General features: G+C 55.5%; 14 protein-coding genes. 6 read left to right on the forward strand and 8 right to left on the reverse strand.

Annotation, left to right across the window (positions count from 1 at the left end):
• Positions 1 to 233: 233 nt before the first annotated feature.
• Both SERAS12_RS08065 and SERAS12_RS08070 read right to left on the reverse strand, forming a co-directional pair.
• Positions 234 to 1,379, reverse strand: coding sequence for a PLP-dependent aspartate aminotransferase family protein (locus SERAS12_RS08065; protein ID WP_013812233.1), 1,146 nt, complete (start codon positions 1,377 to 1,379; stop codon positions 234 to 236).
• Positions 1,380 to 1,392: 13 nt separating this feature from the next.
• Positions 1,393 to 2,760 (reverse strand): cystathionine beta-synthase, encoded by a 1,368-nt coding sequence (locus SERAS12_RS08070; RefSeq protein WP_013812234.1) that lies wholly within the window; start codon positions 2,758 to 2,760, stop codon positions 1,393 to 1,395.
• A gap of 466 nt (positions 2,761 to 3,226) precedes the next feature.
• Here SERAS12_RS08070 and SERAS12_RS08075 point away from each other — a divergent pair, with 466 nt between their 5' ends.
• Positions 3,227 to 4,432 (forward strand): serine hydrolase, encoded by a 1,206-nt coding sequence (locus tag SERAS12_RS08075; RefSeq protein ID WP_013812235.1) that lies wholly within the window; start codon positions 3,227 to 3,229, stop codon positions 4,430 to 4,432.
• A 53-nt stretch (positions 4,433 to 4,485) separates the two neighbouring features.
• On the opposite strand, the gene SERAS12_RS08080 is transcribed toward SERAS12_RS08075, so the two are convergent.
• The 4 genes from SERAS12_RS08080 to deoC all read right to left on the reverse strand — a co-directional run bounded on the left by SERAS12_RS08080 (position 4,486) and on the right by deoC (position 9,892).
• Positions 4,486 to 5,853 (reverse strand): L-serine ammonia-lyase, encoded by a 1,368-nt coding sequence (locus tag SERAS12_RS08080; protein WP_013812236.1) that lies wholly within the window; start codon positions 5,851 to 5,853, stop codon positions 4,486 to 4,488.
• A 184-nt stretch (positions 5,854 to 6,037) separates the two neighbouring features.
• Positions 6,038 to 7,333, reverse strand: coding sequence for an HAAAP family serine/threonine permease (locus SERAS12_RS08085; protein ID WP_013812237.1), 1,296 nt, complete (start codon positions 7,331 to 7,333; stop codon positions 6,038 to 6,040).
• Positions 7,334 to 8,300: 967 nt separating this feature from the next.
• A complete protein-coding gene (gene deoR / locus SERAS12_RS08090; RefSeq protein ID WP_013812238.1) occupies positions 8,301 to 9,065 on the reverse strand; it encodes a DNA-binding transcriptional repressor DeoR in 765 nt (254 codons plus the stop codon).
• A 146-nt stretch (positions 9,066 to 9,211) separates the two neighbouring features.
• Complete coding sequence (deoC, locus tag SERAS12_RS08095; protein ID WP_006324456.1) at positions 9,212 to 9,892, reverse strand: deoxyribose-phosphate aldolase; 681 nt, start codon at positions 9,890 to 9,892, stop codon at positions 9,212 to 9,214.
• 226 nt (positions 9,893 to 10,118) lie between these two features.
• On the opposite strand from deoC, the gene SERAS12_RS08100 reads away from it, so the two are divergent.
• Complete coding sequence (locus SERAS12_RS08100) at positions 10,119 to 10,952, forward strand: hypothetical protein (protein WP_013812239.1); 834 nt, start codon at positions 10,119 to 10,121, stop codon at positions 10,950 to 10,952.
• Between the two features lie 36 nt (positions 10,953 to 10,988).
• Here the strand turns inward: SERAS12_RS08100 and ybjG are convergent, their stop codons facing one another.
• Positions 10,989 to 11,594, reverse strand: coding sequence for an undecaprenyl-diphosphate phosphatase (ybjG, locus tag SERAS12_RS08105; protein WP_013812240.1), 606 nt, complete (start codon positions 11,592 to 11,594; stop codon positions 10,989 to 10,991).
• Positions 11,595 to 11,599: 5 nt separating this feature from the next.
• Entirely contained in the window at positions 11,600 to 12,334 is a 735-nt protein-coding gene (locus SERAS12_RS08110; RefSeq protein WP_013812241.1) for a phosphatase PAP2 family protein, read from the reverse strand.
• A gap of 152 nt (positions 12,335 to 12,486) precedes the next feature.
• Here SERAS12_RS08110 and SERAS12_RS08115 point away from each other — a divergent pair, with 152 nt between their 5' ends.
• The 4 genes from SERAS12_RS08115 (at position 12,487) to SERAS12_RS25455 (ending at position 15,487) form a co-directional block, all read left to right on the forward strand.
• The gene (locus SERAS12_RS08115) at positions 12,487 to 13,335 is read left to right on the forward strand and encodes a 5'-methylthioadenosine/S-adenosylhomocysteine nucleosidase (RefSeq protein ID WP_013812242.1); all 849 of its coding nucleotides are present in this window, start codon (positions 12,487 to 12,489) and stop codon (positions 13,333 to 13,335) included.
• 140 nt (positions 13,336 to 13,475) lie between these two features.
• Positions 13,476 to 13,988, forward strand: coding sequence for a serine protease inhibitor ecotin (gene eco / locus SERAS12_RS08120; RefSeq protein WP_013812243.1), 513 nt, complete (start codon positions 13,476 to 13,478; stop codon positions 13,986 to 13,988).
• 198 nt (positions 13,989 to 14,186) lie between these two features.
• Positions 14,187 to 15,155, forward strand: coding sequence for a threonine/serine dehydratase (locus SERAS12_RS08125; protein ID WP_013812244.1), 969 nt, complete (start codon positions 14,187 to 14,189; stop codon positions 15,153 to 15,155).
• 92 nt (positions 15,156 to 15,247) lie between these two features.
• Positions 15,248 to 15,487: a tail fiber assembly protein gene (locus SERAS12_RS25455; protein WP_071880443.1), complete on the forward strand. Its 240-nt coding sequence runs from the start codon at positions 15,248 to 15,250 to the stop codon at positions 15,485 to 15,487.
• Positions 15,488 to 15,534 lie beyond the last annotated feature (47 nt).

Below are 15,534 nucleotides of genomic sequence, written 5' to 3' on the forward strand. Positions count from 1 at the left end.
AAAGCCCGTTATTAGGGAGAGCGTGCCGAAGGGGTCGTAGCGGCTTGCCCGCCGACCCATTTGCCGGGAGCAAATGGGAACGACTTCATGTCGGCCCGCAGGGTGGGACACAGGGATGTGTCCCATAATGGCCCCTCGGTGCGCTAGGCCCGGGTATCTCGGGCTCAAAGGCAACTTTGGCATCAACCTCAAGGCCTGGCAGTAAGCCAGGCCTTCTTGTTCATGACGGGGGATTATTCCGCCAGCGCCTGTTGCAGATCGGCGATCAAATCTTCCACATCCTCAATCCCCACCGACAGGCGCAGCAGCTGCGGCGTGATGCCGGTTTTCAGCCGCTGCTCCAGCGGGATCGACGCATGGGTCATGCTGAATGGCTGGCTGATCAGGCTTTCAACGCCGCCCAGGCTTTCCGCCAGGGTGAACAGTTGCGAACGCTTGATGACCCGGCGCGCAAAGGCGTCATCACCTTTCAGCCGGACCGAAATCATGCCCCCGAAGCTGCTCATTTGCTTCGCCGCCAGTGCGTGCTGCGGGTGGCTCGGCAGGCCTGGGTAATAAACCTCCTCCACCTGCGGCTGGGTTTCCAGCCACTGGGCGATACGCAATGCACTGTTGCTGTGGCGCTCCATGCGCAGCGCCAGTGTACGGATGCCGCGTAGCGTCAGGAAGCTGCTGAAGGGATCGAGGATGCCGCCCACGGCGTTCTGCAGGAAGCCCAGCTGTTCCGCCAACTCTGCGTTATCGCCCACGGCGGCAACCCCGGCCACCACGTCGGAATGTCCATTAAGGTATTTGGTGGCGGAATGCACCACCACATCGAATCCCAGCTCCAGCGGTCGCTGAATATACGGCGAGGCGAAAGTGTTGTCCGCCACGCTGATCAACCCGTGTTTTTTGGCGATAGCGGCAATGGCGCTCAGATCGGCCAGCTTCAACAGCGGGTTGGTGGGCGTTTCTACCCAGATCATTTTGGTCTCCGGCTCTATCGCCTGTTCCAGCGCGGCGATGTCCGCCGGGGAAACATAAGTGACGCGTAAACCGGCGGTGCGGCTGCGCACTTTTTCCAGCAGGCGGTAGGTGCCGCCGTACAGATCGTCGACCGCCACCAGATGGCTGCCCTGATCGAGCAGCTCCAGCACCGTTGAGCAGGCCGCCAGGCCGGAGGCAAAGGCGTAGCCGCGGCTGCCGCCTTCCAGCTCGGCGATGGCGCTTTCCAGCGCGGTGCGCGTAGGGTTGGCGCTGCGTGAATATTCGTAGCCGGTGTGCTCGCCCGGCGCCGGTTGGGCGTAGGTCGAGGTGGCATAGATAGCCGGCATCACTGCGCCGGTGGCGTCCGGGGTGTATCCGGCATGAACGGTCAACGTATCGAACTTGGCCATACAATAATCCTTATTAACGTAATTTTTGGCGCCAGGCGTTAAGCACGTCTGTCCGGGTAATCAGGCCGAGGAAGCGCTCGCCGTCGAGCACCACCGCAACGTGGCCGTGATTGAAGGTGGCGAGCAAATCCTGATAGCTGGCCTCTTTTTGCAAGGTGTTGACGGATTGGGTCATGGCGCGGGTGGCCGGCAGACTAAAGTGGCTGGCGTCTGCCTGAACCGCATTGAGCAGATCCCACTCATCGATCAGACCGACCACGCGATCGCCCTCCAATACCGGCAGTTGCGAAATGTCATACAGCCGCATGCGGGCATGGACGATCGCCAGAGTATCTTCCGGCACGACCGACACCGCTGCGCCCTCGTCGTGACGGTAGGCGATCAGATCGCGCAGATCGTCGTGCTGCGGTTTGCTCAACAGGCCCTGTTCCAGCATCCAGTGATCGTTATACATTTTGGACAGGTATTTGTTGCCGCTGTCGCAAACGAAGGTGACCACGCGTTTTGGTTCGGTCTGCGCCCGGCAATAGCGCAGCGCGGCGGCTAAAAGGGTGCCGGTGGATGAACCGGCCAGCACGCCTTCTTTGCGCAGCAGATCGCGTGCGGTGGTGAAGGCTTCGGCATCACCGATGCGGTAAGCGTTACGCACCTGATTGAAGTCACTCAGTGGCGGAATGAAATCTTCGCCGATGCCTTCCACCAGCCAACTGCCGGCTTCGCCGATCTGGCCGTTATCGAGATAGTCCGCCAGGATCGAGCCTGCAGGGTCGGCCAACACAAACTCGGTTTGCGGCGACACGTCGGCAAAATACCGGCTCAGGCCGCCCAGCGTGCCGCCGGAACCGACGCCGACCACGATGGCGTCCACCTGATTCTCCATCTGCTGCCACAGCTCAGGCGCAGTGGTGCGGGTATGGGCCGCCGGGTTGGCCGGATTGTTGAACTGATCGATATAGAACGCACCGGGGATCTCATCCGCCAGCCGTTTGGCGTAATCCTGATAGTAAGCCGGGTGGCCTTTGCCCACGTCCGAACGCGTCAGCACCACCTCAACCCCCAGCGCACGCAGATGGAAAATCTTCTCGCGGCTCATCTTGTCCGGCACCACCAGCAGCAGTTTATAGCCCTTCAGGGCTGCCACCAGCGCCAGCCCCAGGCCGGTATTGCCGGCGGTGGCTTCAATGATGGTGCCGCCGGGCAGCAGGCTGCCGTCACGTTCGGCCTGCTCGATCATCGACAGCGCCACGCGATCCTTGATCGAGCCACCGGGGTTTTGGTTTTCCAGTTTGACGAACAGCCGGCAGGGGCCGGTATCGAACTGGGTCAGTTCCAGCATCGGGGTATTGCCGATCATGTCGATGACGGAGTGCGGTATTGCCATGGGTAATCTCCAGGATAATTCGGTTTAAAAACCGTTATCTGGATGATAGCGCTGTAAATAAGCGCATTAAAAAGAACAAATAACCGTTCAATATGCATTTTTGGAATATATTAGTCTGATTTGGACGTATGGAAGCGCAGATGTGCGGCGGTTCAGATGTGCAGCCGTATAGCCGTTAGTGGTATAAAAAAACATCCGATGGCTGGCTTTTCATCCAAATTGCGCGACAGAGCGTACAGTTATGTAAAAATGATGAAAATTCATGCTAAACCCTGCAAAAATAAGATAAATCTAATAAACTCACAGCAAGGGCATTTTTGGTGCGCCGCTCACCCCGTTGGGGGGCCGCAGGGAGTCTGCGGTTGGCAAACGCGCGCCGAGCCACTCTCGCTGGTTGGCTGAAAACGTGAACATGTTTGAAAGTTAACGCTATTTCAATGATTTGAATGGACACTCTGGCGACGTCATGATGAAAAAAAACTTATCCACCTCCCTGAAGAAATTGACCTTTAGCGTCAGCATTTTGTTGTTGGCTACACCTGCGCTCCAGGCAGCCGAAGCGCCGGCGGCCCCGCAGGTTGACGCCAAGGCGTTTGTGCTGATGGATTACAACAGCGGCAAAATCCTGACGGAGGGCAATGCCGATACCCGGCTCGATCCCGCCAGCCTGACCAAGATCATGTCCAGCTATGTGATTGGCCAGGCCATCAAGGCCGGCAAGATCAAGCCGGAGGACATGGTCACCGTCGGTAAGGACGCCTGGGCAACCGGCAATCCGGCGCTGCGCGGCTCTTCGCTGATGTTTATCAAACCGGGCGATCAGGTGCCGGTAATGGAACTGAACAAGGGCATCGTCATTCAGTCGGGCAATGATGCCAGCATCGCGCTGGCCGATTATGTCGCAGGCAGCCAGGATTCGTTCGTCGGCCTGATGAACAACTACGCCAAATCACTGGGTTTGCAGAATACCCATTTCCTGACGGTGCATGGCCTGGATGCGGAAGGGCAGTACAGCACCGCACGTGATATGGCGCTGCTGAGCCAGGCGCTGATCCGTGACGTGCCGGATGAGTATGCGCTGCATAAGGAAAAAGATTTCACCTTCAACAAGATCCGTCAGGTTAACCGCAACCGCCTGCTGTGGAGCTCCAACCTGAATGTCGACGGCATCAAAACCGGCTACACCGGTGGTGCCGGCCATAACCTGGTGGCATCCGCTACCGACGGCCCGATGCGCCTGATCTCGGTGGTGCTGGGCGCGCCGAGTGACCGTATTCGTTTCAGCGAAAGTGAAAAACTGCTGACCTGGGGTTTCCGCTTCTACGAAACGGCCACGCCGATCAAGACCGACAAGCCGTTTGTCACCCAGCGCGTGTGGTTCGGTGAAATCAACGACGTGCCGCTGGGCGTCGCCAAAGATGCGGCGGTCACTATCCCGAAAGGGCAGATGAAAAATCTGAAAGCCAGTTACAAACTGAATCAGCCCACGTTGGAAGCGCCGCTGGTGAAAAACCAGGTGGTGGGCACCATTGACTTCCAGCTTGACGGTAAAACCATTGAGCAATACCCACTGGTGGTGATGCAGGAAGTGAAAGAAGGCAACTTCTTCAGCCGCATTTGGGACATGGTGATGATGAAGCTGACCCAGTGGTTCGGTAGCGTCTTCGGTTAACGGCAATAATAATGAAAGAGGGCGCAATGGAAAACATTGCGCCCTCGCTTTTATCAGTTACAGGCCACAACCTTGATCGCCAGGCCGCCTTGCGACGTTTCGCGGTATTTGGCGTTCATGTCTTTGCCCGTCTCATACATGGTTTCAATCACCTTATCCAGGCACACGCGCGGCTCGCTGGTGCGACGCAGCGCCATGCGTGCGGCATTGACCGCCTTCACCGCAGAAATCGCGTTACGTTCGATACAAGGCACCTGAACCTGGCCGGCCAGCGGATCGCAGGTCAACCCCAGATGGTGCTCCATGGCGATCTCCGCCGCAATGCAAACCTGCGCCGGGCTACCGCCCATCAGCTCCGCCAATCCCGCAGCCGCCATTGAGCAGGCGACGCCCACTTCCCCCTGGCAACCCACTTCTGCGCCGGAAATCGACGCGTTCATCTTGTACAGCGCGCCAATCACGCCCGAGGCCAGGAAATAACGGGTATAGGAATTCGGATTCACCGGGCGAATAAACTGGTCGTAATAGGCCAGCACCGCCGGGATGATGCCGCAGGCACCGTTGGTCGGCGCAGTCACCACGCGGCCGCCGGCGGCGTTCTCTTCGTTCACGGCGAAAGCGAACATGTTGATCCAGTCAACCACGTTCATCGGGTCGATATTGTTTTTGTCGCCGGTGACCAGCATGCGGCGCAGGGCGGCGGCGCGGCGCTGGACTTTCATCGGGCCGGGCAACAGGCCTTCGCTGTTCATGCCGCGTTCGATGCCGGCGCGCATCACCTGCCAGACGTCGGCGAAGTGGGCGTCGATCTCGGCCTTGCTGTGCAGCGCCAGCTCGTTTTGCATCACCATGCCGGATAGCGACAGGCCTGAATCCTTGCAGTGTTGCTGCAGGTCACGCGCCGATCGGAACGGGTAGGGCACCTGAGCCTGATTTGTCGCGGGTTGGCCGAAATGTTCTTCATCGACGATAAAGCCGCCGCCGGTAGAGTAATAGGTTTTACTGTGCAGCAGTTGTTCACCGGCAAAGGCGCGAATCCGCATGCCGTTTTCGTGCAGCGGCAGGTTATCGCTGTGGAAGTTCATGCCGCCTTGCAACGGGAAATCCACCTCATGGCGGCCGTTAGCCAGCAGCAGGCGACCACGTTGTTCTACGTCGCGGATAAAACCGGCGATGCCGTCAATGTCCACGTCATGCGGCAGGCTGCCCGCCAGCCCCATGATAATCGCGATGTCGGTGTGGTGACCCTTGCCGGTCAGAGACAGCGAACCGTACACATCCACTACCACGCGGGTGGTATCCATCAACTGTTGATGGGCAATCAAATCATCGGTGAACAGCTTGCCGGCTTTCATCGGGCCGACGGTGTGGGAGCTCGATGGGCCGATACCAATTTTGAAAATATCGAAAACGCTGACCATGGTCTAGCCTCCTTCTTCAGGTGTTATACCCTTCATCTTTCAAGCCACAGCGTTGTTGCCTGCACGCACTCACCCCATTCACTTACCTAAGTAAGCTCTTGGGGACTAGCTATAGCGTATAGGCGCTTTTAATGAAGGGGGGCAGTGCAGAGAAGCCGGCGCACGGGGCGCCGGCGGAGCTTGATTAGAGGCTGTACAAGATAGCGGAGATGGCAATCAGGCCCATCGCGACGACGAATACGTTGCTGATGTGGCCGCTGTATTTGCGCATTGCAGGCACTTTGCGGATAGCGTACATCGGCATCAGGAACAGCAGCATGGCGATGATTGGGCCACCCATGTTTTCGATCATACCCAGGATGCTTGGGTTCAGGGTCGCGACAATCCAGGTGGTGATCAGCATGAAGATGGCGGTGATGCGGTTCAGCTTGTTGGTGCTGATGGTTTTGCCACGGCTCTTCATCGATTTGGCAATCAGGCCGTTAAAACCTTCACGTGCGCCCAGGTAGTGACCGAGGAACGACTTGGTGATGGCGATAAAGGCGATAACCGGCGCGATGTAGGCGATCATCGGGTTGTTAAAGTGGTTGGCCAGGTAAGACAGAATCGAGATGTTCTGCGCCTTGGCTTCCGCCAGGTTCTCCGGAGACAGGCTCAGTACGCAGCTGAACACGAAGAACATGACGGTCAGCACCATCATGATGTGGGCGTAACCCAGAATGCGAGAACACTTTTTCTCGGCAACTTCCTGGCCATACTCTTCACGCTTGGCTACGGCAAAGGCGGAGATGATCGGCGAATGGTTAAAGGAGAACACCATGACCGGGATCGCCAGCCACAGGGTAATCACCAGACCGTGGCCCATGCCGGTGCCTGCACCGGAAAGAGAGACGTTCTCGAAGATGGCGCCAGTCCAGTTCGGGATCAAATACACGGCCAGCAGCATCAGCACGGCGACAAACGGGAACACCAGGATGCTCATGGTTTTCACGATCGCTTGCTCACCGAAACGCACGATGGTCATCAAGCCGACGATCAGAATCAGCGACAGAATGGCGCGCGGTGGTGAGGTCATACCCAACTGGTGGGTAATGAAGCTGTCGACGGTATTGGTGATCGCCACGCTGTAAACCAGCAAGATTGGGTAGATAGCGAAGAAGTAGAGCAGGGTGATCAGCTTACCGGCGCTGATGCCGAAGTGTTCTTCAACGACTTCGGTGATGTCTTCACCGGCATTTTTGCCGGAGAGTACGAAACGGCACAGGCCACGGTGGGCGAAGAAGGTCATCGGGAAAGCAATGATGGCCATGATGATCAAAGGAATCAAACCGCCGATACCGGCGTTAATTGGCAGGAACAAAACGCCCGCGCCGATGGCGGTGCCATACAGGCCCAACATCCACATGGTGTCCGTTTTACGCCAGGTACTGGTGGAGCCAGAAGCCGCAGAGGCAATAGTGCCGGTCTGTGTAGTGTCCATAAATATCTCCGAAGTGAACACGATAATTTAAAATTAAAGGCAAAACTTAAGGTTAAAACCGAATGGCGTAATTCAGATACGGCATCGGTAAGAATCAGGTGTTGCTTGCGGGGATAACTGGCGTCCCCCTGGTTGTTTATTATGCTAATTATCTTTTTGCGCAGGCGTCGGATAACTAACCAAATGACGTTCCGCCGAATCGGGGCATTACGTCGGTACTGCTGCCGGAAGGTCCGTGCCTGCCGATTTTGTTGGCGGCAAGATAACGATTTACAGTTGAAACAACCGTGATCATGCTCTCAAATGCGTAATGTGTGCGTATAACTGCTTTTTATTGGTTTTTCACGCATGTGTTGCGCAGTTGTGTAAGATTTCGCGCTGAGAACGCTCTCAAGTGTATTTCAACGTTTATTCGGTTCGAACAATATTTAACCAGATAAAACGCTATTGTTGCCAGCAAGCCGAGCAATATATTTTAAGCGCAGGTTTGGATCTAGCTAAAAACCCGCATTAAGCAGTTTTAGTGACGCAGATCACATTGTATTTTTAAGTAAAATCATAATTAAATTTATGATTTTTATCAATTTAATTGAAAATACCCCGCTAGTAACGCAGGTAAACTAGTTAACCGGATAGCGAATAAAAATGCTTAACCATTCATCATATAAATAAATTAATTTGGGCATATTTAGAGCGTTATGGTTGCATGTTTGTTGATATTTATCGCATCGACGTTGCCGCTATTTATCATATAAAAGCGTCGTCAAGCCGGATGATTCGTCGATATTTCGTCGGATTTTGCTGAAGTGGGGGAATATGCCGGATAGGTTGTTGCGATTTATTAACCTGATCTAGAGTGCGGTTAAAAAAATAAATGCATCAACTGCGCATTATTTGTCCTGTTTGCGGAGGCGCTGAACCGGCCAATGAAGGGCACCGTCGGTCGGGGCCGACGGTATGAGGCGGTTTAAAAACGAATGGCGATGGCGTTTTCGTTGAAAAAATCGACAAATAGCGGGTCGGGCTGACGATCGGTAATCACCCGATCGAACTGGGTCAGCGGGCCGATGCACGCAGGCTTGGTTTTACCGAACTTGCTGTGGTCAGCGACCAGGATCTTTTGCTGCGCCATCGCCATCGCCCGGTGCTTCATCTCCAGTTCGTCGAAGTTAAAACAGGTGGCGCCATGTTGAAGGCTCAGGCCGGCTGCGGAGATAAAGGCGACATTCGGGCAGATATGATCCAGTTCGTTGTGCCTGCCGACGGCGGTGAAAATATAGTTGTTCGGTTTGAATTCGCCACCGCACAGGATCACTTTGCAGTTCGGTTTGTCCTGCAATGCTAAGAAGGTATTCAGCGAGTGGCACACCGCCGTGAAGGGCAATTCATCGGAAATAGCGTCGATAATCGCCGGGGTGGTGGTGCCGCAATCGAAAAATACCGTGTCGTTTTCGCCGATCAGCGCAGCGGCGAGCAGGCCGATACGCCGCTTCTCCGTGACTTGCTTGGCTTTTTGATCGGAAACAAAATAGTGAGTCACGCCGTTACTGCGTGGATCGGCCACCACATAGCCGCCGAGCAACACCACGGCGGCCGGCTCCGCGCTGAGATCGCGGCGAATGGTCATTTCTGAAACGCCTAACAACACGGCGGCTTCTTTTAAGTGGATTTTGTCAGAGCGCTTTAACGCCTGCACTAACCGGTTTATACGTTCTTCGCGCCGCGTTTCCATCAGTCTGTCTTCCCACAGGGTTAATAGCCAATCTCTAGGGCCGAACACACAAATGCGGGGCAATACGCACTCAGCCTATTGGCTGGACGTATTGCCCCGCATCAGATTATCACGGCGTGCGCCCGGTACTGGGGCGCCTCAGGTTATCAGTAACTGCCGGTGGCAGCCTGATCACCGGAAACGATTGCTACGCCAGAGCTGGTGCCGATACGAGTGGCACCTGCTTTGATCATCTTCTCGGCGGTTGCGCGATCGCGCACGGCGCCGGATGCTTTCACACCCATTTCACTGCCCACAGTGGCTCGCATCAGTTTAACGTGCTCTTCCCGAGCGCCGCCGGTGCTGAAGCCGGTTGAGGTTTTGACGAAGGCCACATCGAGTTCGCGACACATTTCACAAACCTGAACGATCTGAGCATCGCTGAGCAGGCAGGTTTCCAATATTACCTTCAACGGGATCGCCGCGCAAACCTCGCGCACTGCGGCGATGTCGGCTTTGACTTCATCCAGCAGGCCGCTTTTCAGCCAACCTACGTTGATCACCATATCAATTTCCTGCGCGCCGGCCGCAATCGCCGCTTTAGCTTCGAAGGCTTTCGTTACGGTCAGGCCGGCACCCAGAGGGAAACCGATCACGGAACAAATTTTTACTTCGCTTTCTTGCAGCAGGTGTGCCGCCAGCGGTACGTAACCGGAGTTTACGCACACGGCGTAAAAATTGTGCTGCTGCGCTTCTTCACAGAGTTTGGCGATTTGCGCTTCGGTCGCGTCCATGGCCAGCAGGGTGTGATCGACATAACGGGCATAATCAATGTTTTCGGTAGTCATCTCTATTCCTTATTGAGGTTTAAACAAAGCAAGATGTGAATAATGTTAGAATAATAACATTACGCGAGCGGTAAACCTAGCGAGATTTTAAAAATGACACGGAGATCATCGTTTTTTGGGCTGTTAGGTGTATAACATAAGGAAGGGTGTTATGTTATTTAAGTAACATTTAGAGTGCGAGCTGAGCGTTTACGAGCGAAACACCCAGGGGAAAAGGAGGAACATGATGATAAATCTGGCACCTGAGCAGTTTGGGATGCAACCGGATGAAGTTTTCCGCAATGCGGATTTTGTGGTCACGGCTTTTACCTGTGAAGAGGCCGGCCAGGTGCTGACGCTGGCGAACCGCCGTGGCACTCTGACGGTATTGCCTTACCGCGGCCTGACGATTTGGGATGCCGAGTTTGACGGTTACTCGCTGAAATCGGGGCGTCGCAGCGCCCGAGCGGGCAAGGGTAAACCGGTTGGCGGCGTTGCTTTTCATTCACCCTGGCTGCAGCAAGACAGTTTGTTGGCAGGGATGCAACGGATAGGGTTGCAGGTGGAAGGCGATACATTGGCGCTTTACGGTAGCGGAGAACTTTCTCACCCACGTTGCCGGGTACGTCCGGCATTGCGTTTAACGGCGGACAGCGCACAATTTGCCATCGAGATGCAGATCACCAACCTTGCTGATGAGCCGCTGCCGCTGAACTACGTTTGCCACCTTAACTATGGTTGCATTCCGGATGCGGTCTTCCGTCAGAATCTGCCGGCTCCGGCGTTGGCTCCGCACGGGAACGTGGCCGAACAAGAGATGCTGTGCTCAGACGATCTGTCACTGTATGTCGATCAGGCCGAGTTCTTTATGTTGGCGTCAAAGGGCAGGCGGTACGTAACACGTTTTTCTACCGCCCAGTTCAATTACGGCCTGCGGCCCATCACGCAACAAGGCAGTCAACGCTTGTTCAGGTTTGTTCAGCCGGCTACCTGCAGCCCATATATGCCCGACGGGGCTGCGGTGAAGATGTTGGGGGGAGGAAAGATGCGGGAGTTTCGTGTCACCACCGGGGTGGTGTAATGGCAGGGACGGTGCCGCCCCTGCCATTATGCGCGATTATTCTTTTACCCAGCCCCTGCGGATCGCAAAGGCGAACAGGAAATGGTACAGGCGCGTCAGTGTAGCGGCGATGGCATCGCCAAACAGGTTCCACACCAGCTGCGCGAACAAGCAGCCGACAAGGCCGAGCAGGAAGCCGCCGACCATATCCAGCGGCCAGTGCACGCCAAGGTACACGCGTGACCAGGCGATGCCGGCCGCGACGATCAGCAATAAAATGCCGGACCAAACCCGGTGCCAGAACAGGAAGGACAGGGCAAAGGTAAAGATGGCGGTACCGTGATCGCTGGGGAATGAGCTGTCCGGCGCATGGGCCAGGAAGGTGTAGCCGATACCGGCGACGAACGGCCGCTCGTGCGGCAGCAACATGCCGATGGTCGCGGCAGAAAGCATGGCGAATAGCAGAGCAATCGTCGTCTTGGCCACCACTTCACGTTGCGATACCAGTTGGCTCTGCGGCCCCCACAGCCATAGCCCGACGATCAGCACAGGCACGATGGCGATCAGATCGCGCGCCAGGAAGGTCGCGACATCGATTAACCACTCGGGGGACGCCGGGGTCGCGTTGATCCAGGCGAAAAGAAGATAATTCAACTGCTCCATAATATTTACCTTGTCTTGCGGCGGAAATACCCGCTCACCATCCAATAAACAGCCAGTTGGCTGAGCCAAACCCACCAACCTGCCCACAGGTTATGGGTAAGAAAATGTGCGCCGCGCATGACCTGACCAAACCCCATCAGCATGCCGAGCATAATGCCGCCGAACCAGCACCAGTAAGCCAGGCGCGGGCGTTGCGGATAAAACAGGAAAAACAGCGCCATCACCGCAAAACCGCTGGAAGCATGGCCGCCGGGGAAGCAACGGCCCGGCCCCGGTTCGGCCGGCACCACGCCGAACAGTGGATAGGACATCGCTTTACCGCCGTATTCGATCAGATCCCACGGGCACGAATGCGCGCTGGTGGCTTTGAGGATCCCGACCACCAACGGCCCGATACCGATCAACAGCATGGTGACGATCATGCGCGGGTTGCGGCGGTAAATCCCATAAAACAGCGCCAGCACCGCACCGCTAATCACGCTGATTTTCAGCAAACGATGGTTGATCAGATCCAGCCAATGATTGTTCTGCCAGGGGAAATGACCGCTGGCGGCGTCGAACCAGTAATTGCTGATTGCCCAATCCAGTTGTTCATTGCGTGACAGCCAAAGGAACAACAACCCACTGACTATCAACCCAAAAACCTGCCAAAGGTAAAAGGATGCCGGTAGGGAGTAAAGGGCGTTAGTCTGAATTTGTGGTGTCGTTGAGGATTGATTTAATGAAGGTTTTGGGTTCACGCGCAGGCTCGGTGGCAGTGAGGAATTATGCCACTGTAATAATTCTGTCTTAAGAAAACCTTAACCCTTCGGCAGACCTGCGAGAAAGCGATAGGCGGGATTTCGCCTTTCGGCTAAGGTAATCCTTTGCTTTTTATCGGGATGCTGTGGTGATGACGAAAAAACTGAGCTTTATGCTGTTGGCCGCCTGTGGCGTGACATTTTCCCCGTTAGCACTGGCGCAGCAAGGCCATACCGCCGGGCCGATTGTGGTGCAAGGCGCAATGCCGGTGGAGGCGGAACGCTTCGCCCAACGTCTGGATAACCCGCGTGAGGAACAGATTGGCGGCTGGCGTTTCTGGCATGGCACCGTGGACGGCTATCCGGTAGTGGTCTCGGAAACCCAGAAAGGTATGTCCAATGCAGCGGCGGCCACGGCGATTGCCGCCACCCGCTTCCAGCCGGTAGCGATTATCAACCAGGGAACCGCAGGCGGCCACGATCCGGCGCTCAAGGTCTACGATATTGTGCTGGGCAAGTATTCAGTCAGCCTGGGCGCGTTTAAAACACCGAAGAAGGCGGCAGGGGAAGGCAGCGACTCACGGCAATGGCAACCCATGGACCTGCTGGCTTCGAAAGGCAGTGCGGGTGAGGATAAAAATGTCCACAGCATTCGCCAGTTCCCGGCAGACGCCAAACTGCTGGCGATAGCGGAAGGCGTTAAAGCAAGCTACACCCGGGGCAATGTGGTTGAGGGCGTGATTGGTTCCGCCGACGTGTGGAACAGCGAACTGGACCGTATTAGCCATTTCCGGGCAAGTTATCACACCTCGGTTGAAGAGATGGAAACGGCTTCTGCTGCGCAGATCGCCGCTTCTTTCGCTATTCCGTTTATCGGCATCCGGGTGCTGTCCAACAATATTACCAATCAGGGCAAATACGACCCGCAAACCGGGCTGGCATGCCAGGACTATGTTTATCAGGTGGTGAAGGCCTATATCGCCAAAACCGCAACCCACTGAGGTTTTATTCCGGTCAATGGCTGGTGATTGGTTTTTGTACCTGAATACTGGCTATTGTAAAGAAGATTAAACCTATAGCCAGGCTGGCGGTAGTGTATTAGTTTATGGCCGGAGCATCTTATAAATTGTAGGGATAAAACATGAACAAGGCATCCGTTGTATTTTCCGGCCTGCTGATGGCCGTTTCCGCCAGCGCTATTGCTGCCACCCCGGCCTCTGACGCCGATATCAGCAAACAGCCGCTGGAAAAGATCGCGCCATATCCGAAAGCGGAAAAAGGCATGAGCCGCCAGGTAATTTATCTGCCGAAGCAGGAGCAGGAAGAAAACTTCAAGGTTGAGCTGCTGATCGGGAAAACGCTGGAAGTGGACTGTAACCGCCACATGATGGGCGGCACGCTGGAGAGCAAAACCCTTTCCGGTTGGGGCTACGACTACCTGGTGCTGGATAAACTGTCTGCACCTGCCTCCACCATGATGGCTTGCCCGGACGGTGCCAAGCAGCAGAAGTTCATCGCCGCTAACCTGGGCGATGCCGCCATGCAGCGCTACAACAGCCGCCTGCCGATCGTGGTTTACGTGCCGAAAGACGTGGAAGTGAAATACCGCGTGTGGAAAGCCGAAGACACCCTGAGCAGCGCCGAACAAAAGTAATGCAGCACGGCTAGGCCATTACACGAAACGAACCCGTCTGGAGAGTGGATTGCGCAGTTGGCAATCGCCCGCAGGCGGGTTTTTTTGTGGCTAAAACCCATATGTACGCCTGTTGCAACCCTGCCCGCAGAACTCTATTCTCAGTCGGGATAATTTGCCAAACACTTGATTCAACAACATCTACCTGACTGGGCAAAAATGACAACATTAATCGAATTTAACGCGGTCCTCGCGGCGGCGGAGCGGTTAGCAGGGAAGGTCATCCGTACGCCAACCATTGCTGGCTCGAGATTGGCCGAAAAGATTCAGAGACCGGTTTTCCTGAAGCTTGAAAATACTCAGCTTGGCGGTTCCTTTAAAGCGCGTGGGGTACTTAACAAGTTTCTGAGCCTGAAAGGCGATTTCAAAAAGACCCGATTTGTCGCGGTGAGCGGCGGTAATTTTGGTATCGCTATTGCCGAGGCTGCGAAGATCTTTGGTGCCAACGTCACTATTATCATGCCCCCGAACGCGCCGGCGACCTCTGTCGACCGGGTCCGGGACTTGGGCAGTTCCGTCATCATCGAATCCGATGTCCACGCTGCATTTGAGCGCGCCAAAGTGATGGCTGACGAGGGATATGTCGTCATCGACGACTGCAACGATTCGCTGATAGCTGAAGGGCATGGAACCCTGGCGCTTGAGTTTATTGCCGATTGCCCGGAGTTAACCGATGTTTTCATTGCCGTGGGTGGCGGTGGAATGTTGGCAGGTGCGGCTACGGCGCTAAAGGCCATTAAGCCGGATATCCGAATCTGGGGCGTTGAGACCGCAGGTGCCAGTTCAATGCATCAGGCGTTGCGTGCCGGAAAGCCGGTAAACATTGATGTCACCTCGATCATCTCTACCCTTGGGGTGCCGATTATTGATGAAATGATGCTGGCCCATGCTCAAGCCTATGCCGAGGATATAGTTGTTGTCTCGGATAAGGAGGCGATTGGCGGCATGCTCGCCTTTGGCGAACAGGCAAAATTATGGGTTGAACTTGCATCCGGGGCGCTTATACCTGCAGTCATTGCCACCGCACCCAGGTTGCCCGCTGATGCCGTTATCGGGATAGTGGTGTGCGGCGGGAATATCTCGCATCACGACATGGCCAAATGGGTCGCTTACTCGCAAGAGCTGTGATTTAGGCCTGCGGGCACGGTGACGGATGCCTGATAAAATCCGCAGCCTTCCCGTTTTCATCATCGGTATTCGGGGCCTCACGACCGTCTTCATTGGCGGGCCGTGCGGTTTCGACCCATCTATTTTATGTTCGGCGGCGTTCTGAGCAGTGCATCCGCATTGCATCAGCCGCCAGGATGATCGCGCCACTACAGGATGCAGTGGATTTGGATATAGCGAGCAAGACGGGGCAAGTTAGGTTGGACGAATGGAAAAGATACCCTGTGATGCTAAATCACCTGGATATTTCAGACGCGCCTGGCATTGGCTGGCTACCAGCGCCCAGTAGCTAAAAAGGTGAATACCATGAAAGGCAGCACCAATAAGTCACTATCCTTAC

The organism is Serratia sp. AS12, from assembly GCF_000214195.1.
Classification (GTDB): domain Bacteria; phylum Pseudomonadota; class Gammaproteobacteria; order Enterobacterales; family Enterobacteriaceae; genus Serratia; species Serratia plymuthica.

What these genes read in the sequence shown, in the direction of transcription:
- SERAS12_RS08065 (WP_013812233.1), bottom strand. Translation starts at nt 1,379, where the DNA reads ATGGCCAAGTTCGATACGTTGACCGTTCATGCCGGATACACCCCGGAC.
- SERAS12_RS08070 (WP_013812234.1), bottom strand. Translation starts at nt 2,760, where the DNA reads ATGGCAATACCGCACTCCGTCATCGACATGATCGGCAATACCCCGATG.
- SERAS12_RS08075 (WP_013812235.1), top strand. Translation starts at nt 3,227, where the DNA reads ATGATGAAAAAAAACTTATCCACCTCCCTGAAGAAATTGACCTTTAGC.
- SERAS12_RS08080 (WP_013812236.1), bottom strand. Translation starts at nt 5,853, where the DNA reads ATGGTCAGCGTTTTCGATATTTTCAAAATTGGTATCGGCCCATCGAGC.
- SERAS12_RS08085 (WP_013812237.1), bottom strand. Translation starts at nt 7,333, where the DNA reads ATGGACACTACACAGACCGGCACTATTGCCTCTGCGGCTTCTGGCTCC.
- deoR (WP_013812238.1), bottom strand. Translation starts at nt 9,065, where the DNA reads ATGGAAACGCGGCGCGAAGAACGTATAAACCGGTTAGTGCAGGCGTTA.
- deoC (WP_006324456.1), bottom strand. Translation starts at nt 9,892, where the DNA reads ATGACTACCGAAAACATTGATTATGCCCGTTATGTCGATCACACCCTG.
- SERAS12_RS08100 (WP_013812239.1), top strand. Translation starts at nt 10,119, where the DNA reads ATGATAAATCTGGCACCTGAGCAGTTTGGGATGCAACCGGATGAAGTT.
- ybjG (WP_013812240.1), bottom strand. Translation starts at nt 11,594, where the DNA reads ATGGAGCAGTTGAATTATCTTCTTTTCGCCTGGATCAACGCGACCCCG.
- SERAS12_RS08115 (WP_013812242.1), top strand. Translation starts at nt 12,487, where the DNA reads ATGACGAAAAAACTGAGCTTTATGCTGTTGGCCGCCTGTGGCGTGACA.
- eco (WP_013812243.1), top strand. Translation starts at nt 13,476, where the DNA reads ATGAACAAGGCATCCGTTGTATTTTCCGGCCTGCTGATGGCCGTTTCC.
- SERAS12_RS08125 (WP_013812244.1), top strand. Translation starts at nt 14,187, where the DNA reads ATGACAACATTAATCGAATTTAACGCGGTCCTCGCGGCGGCGGAGCGG.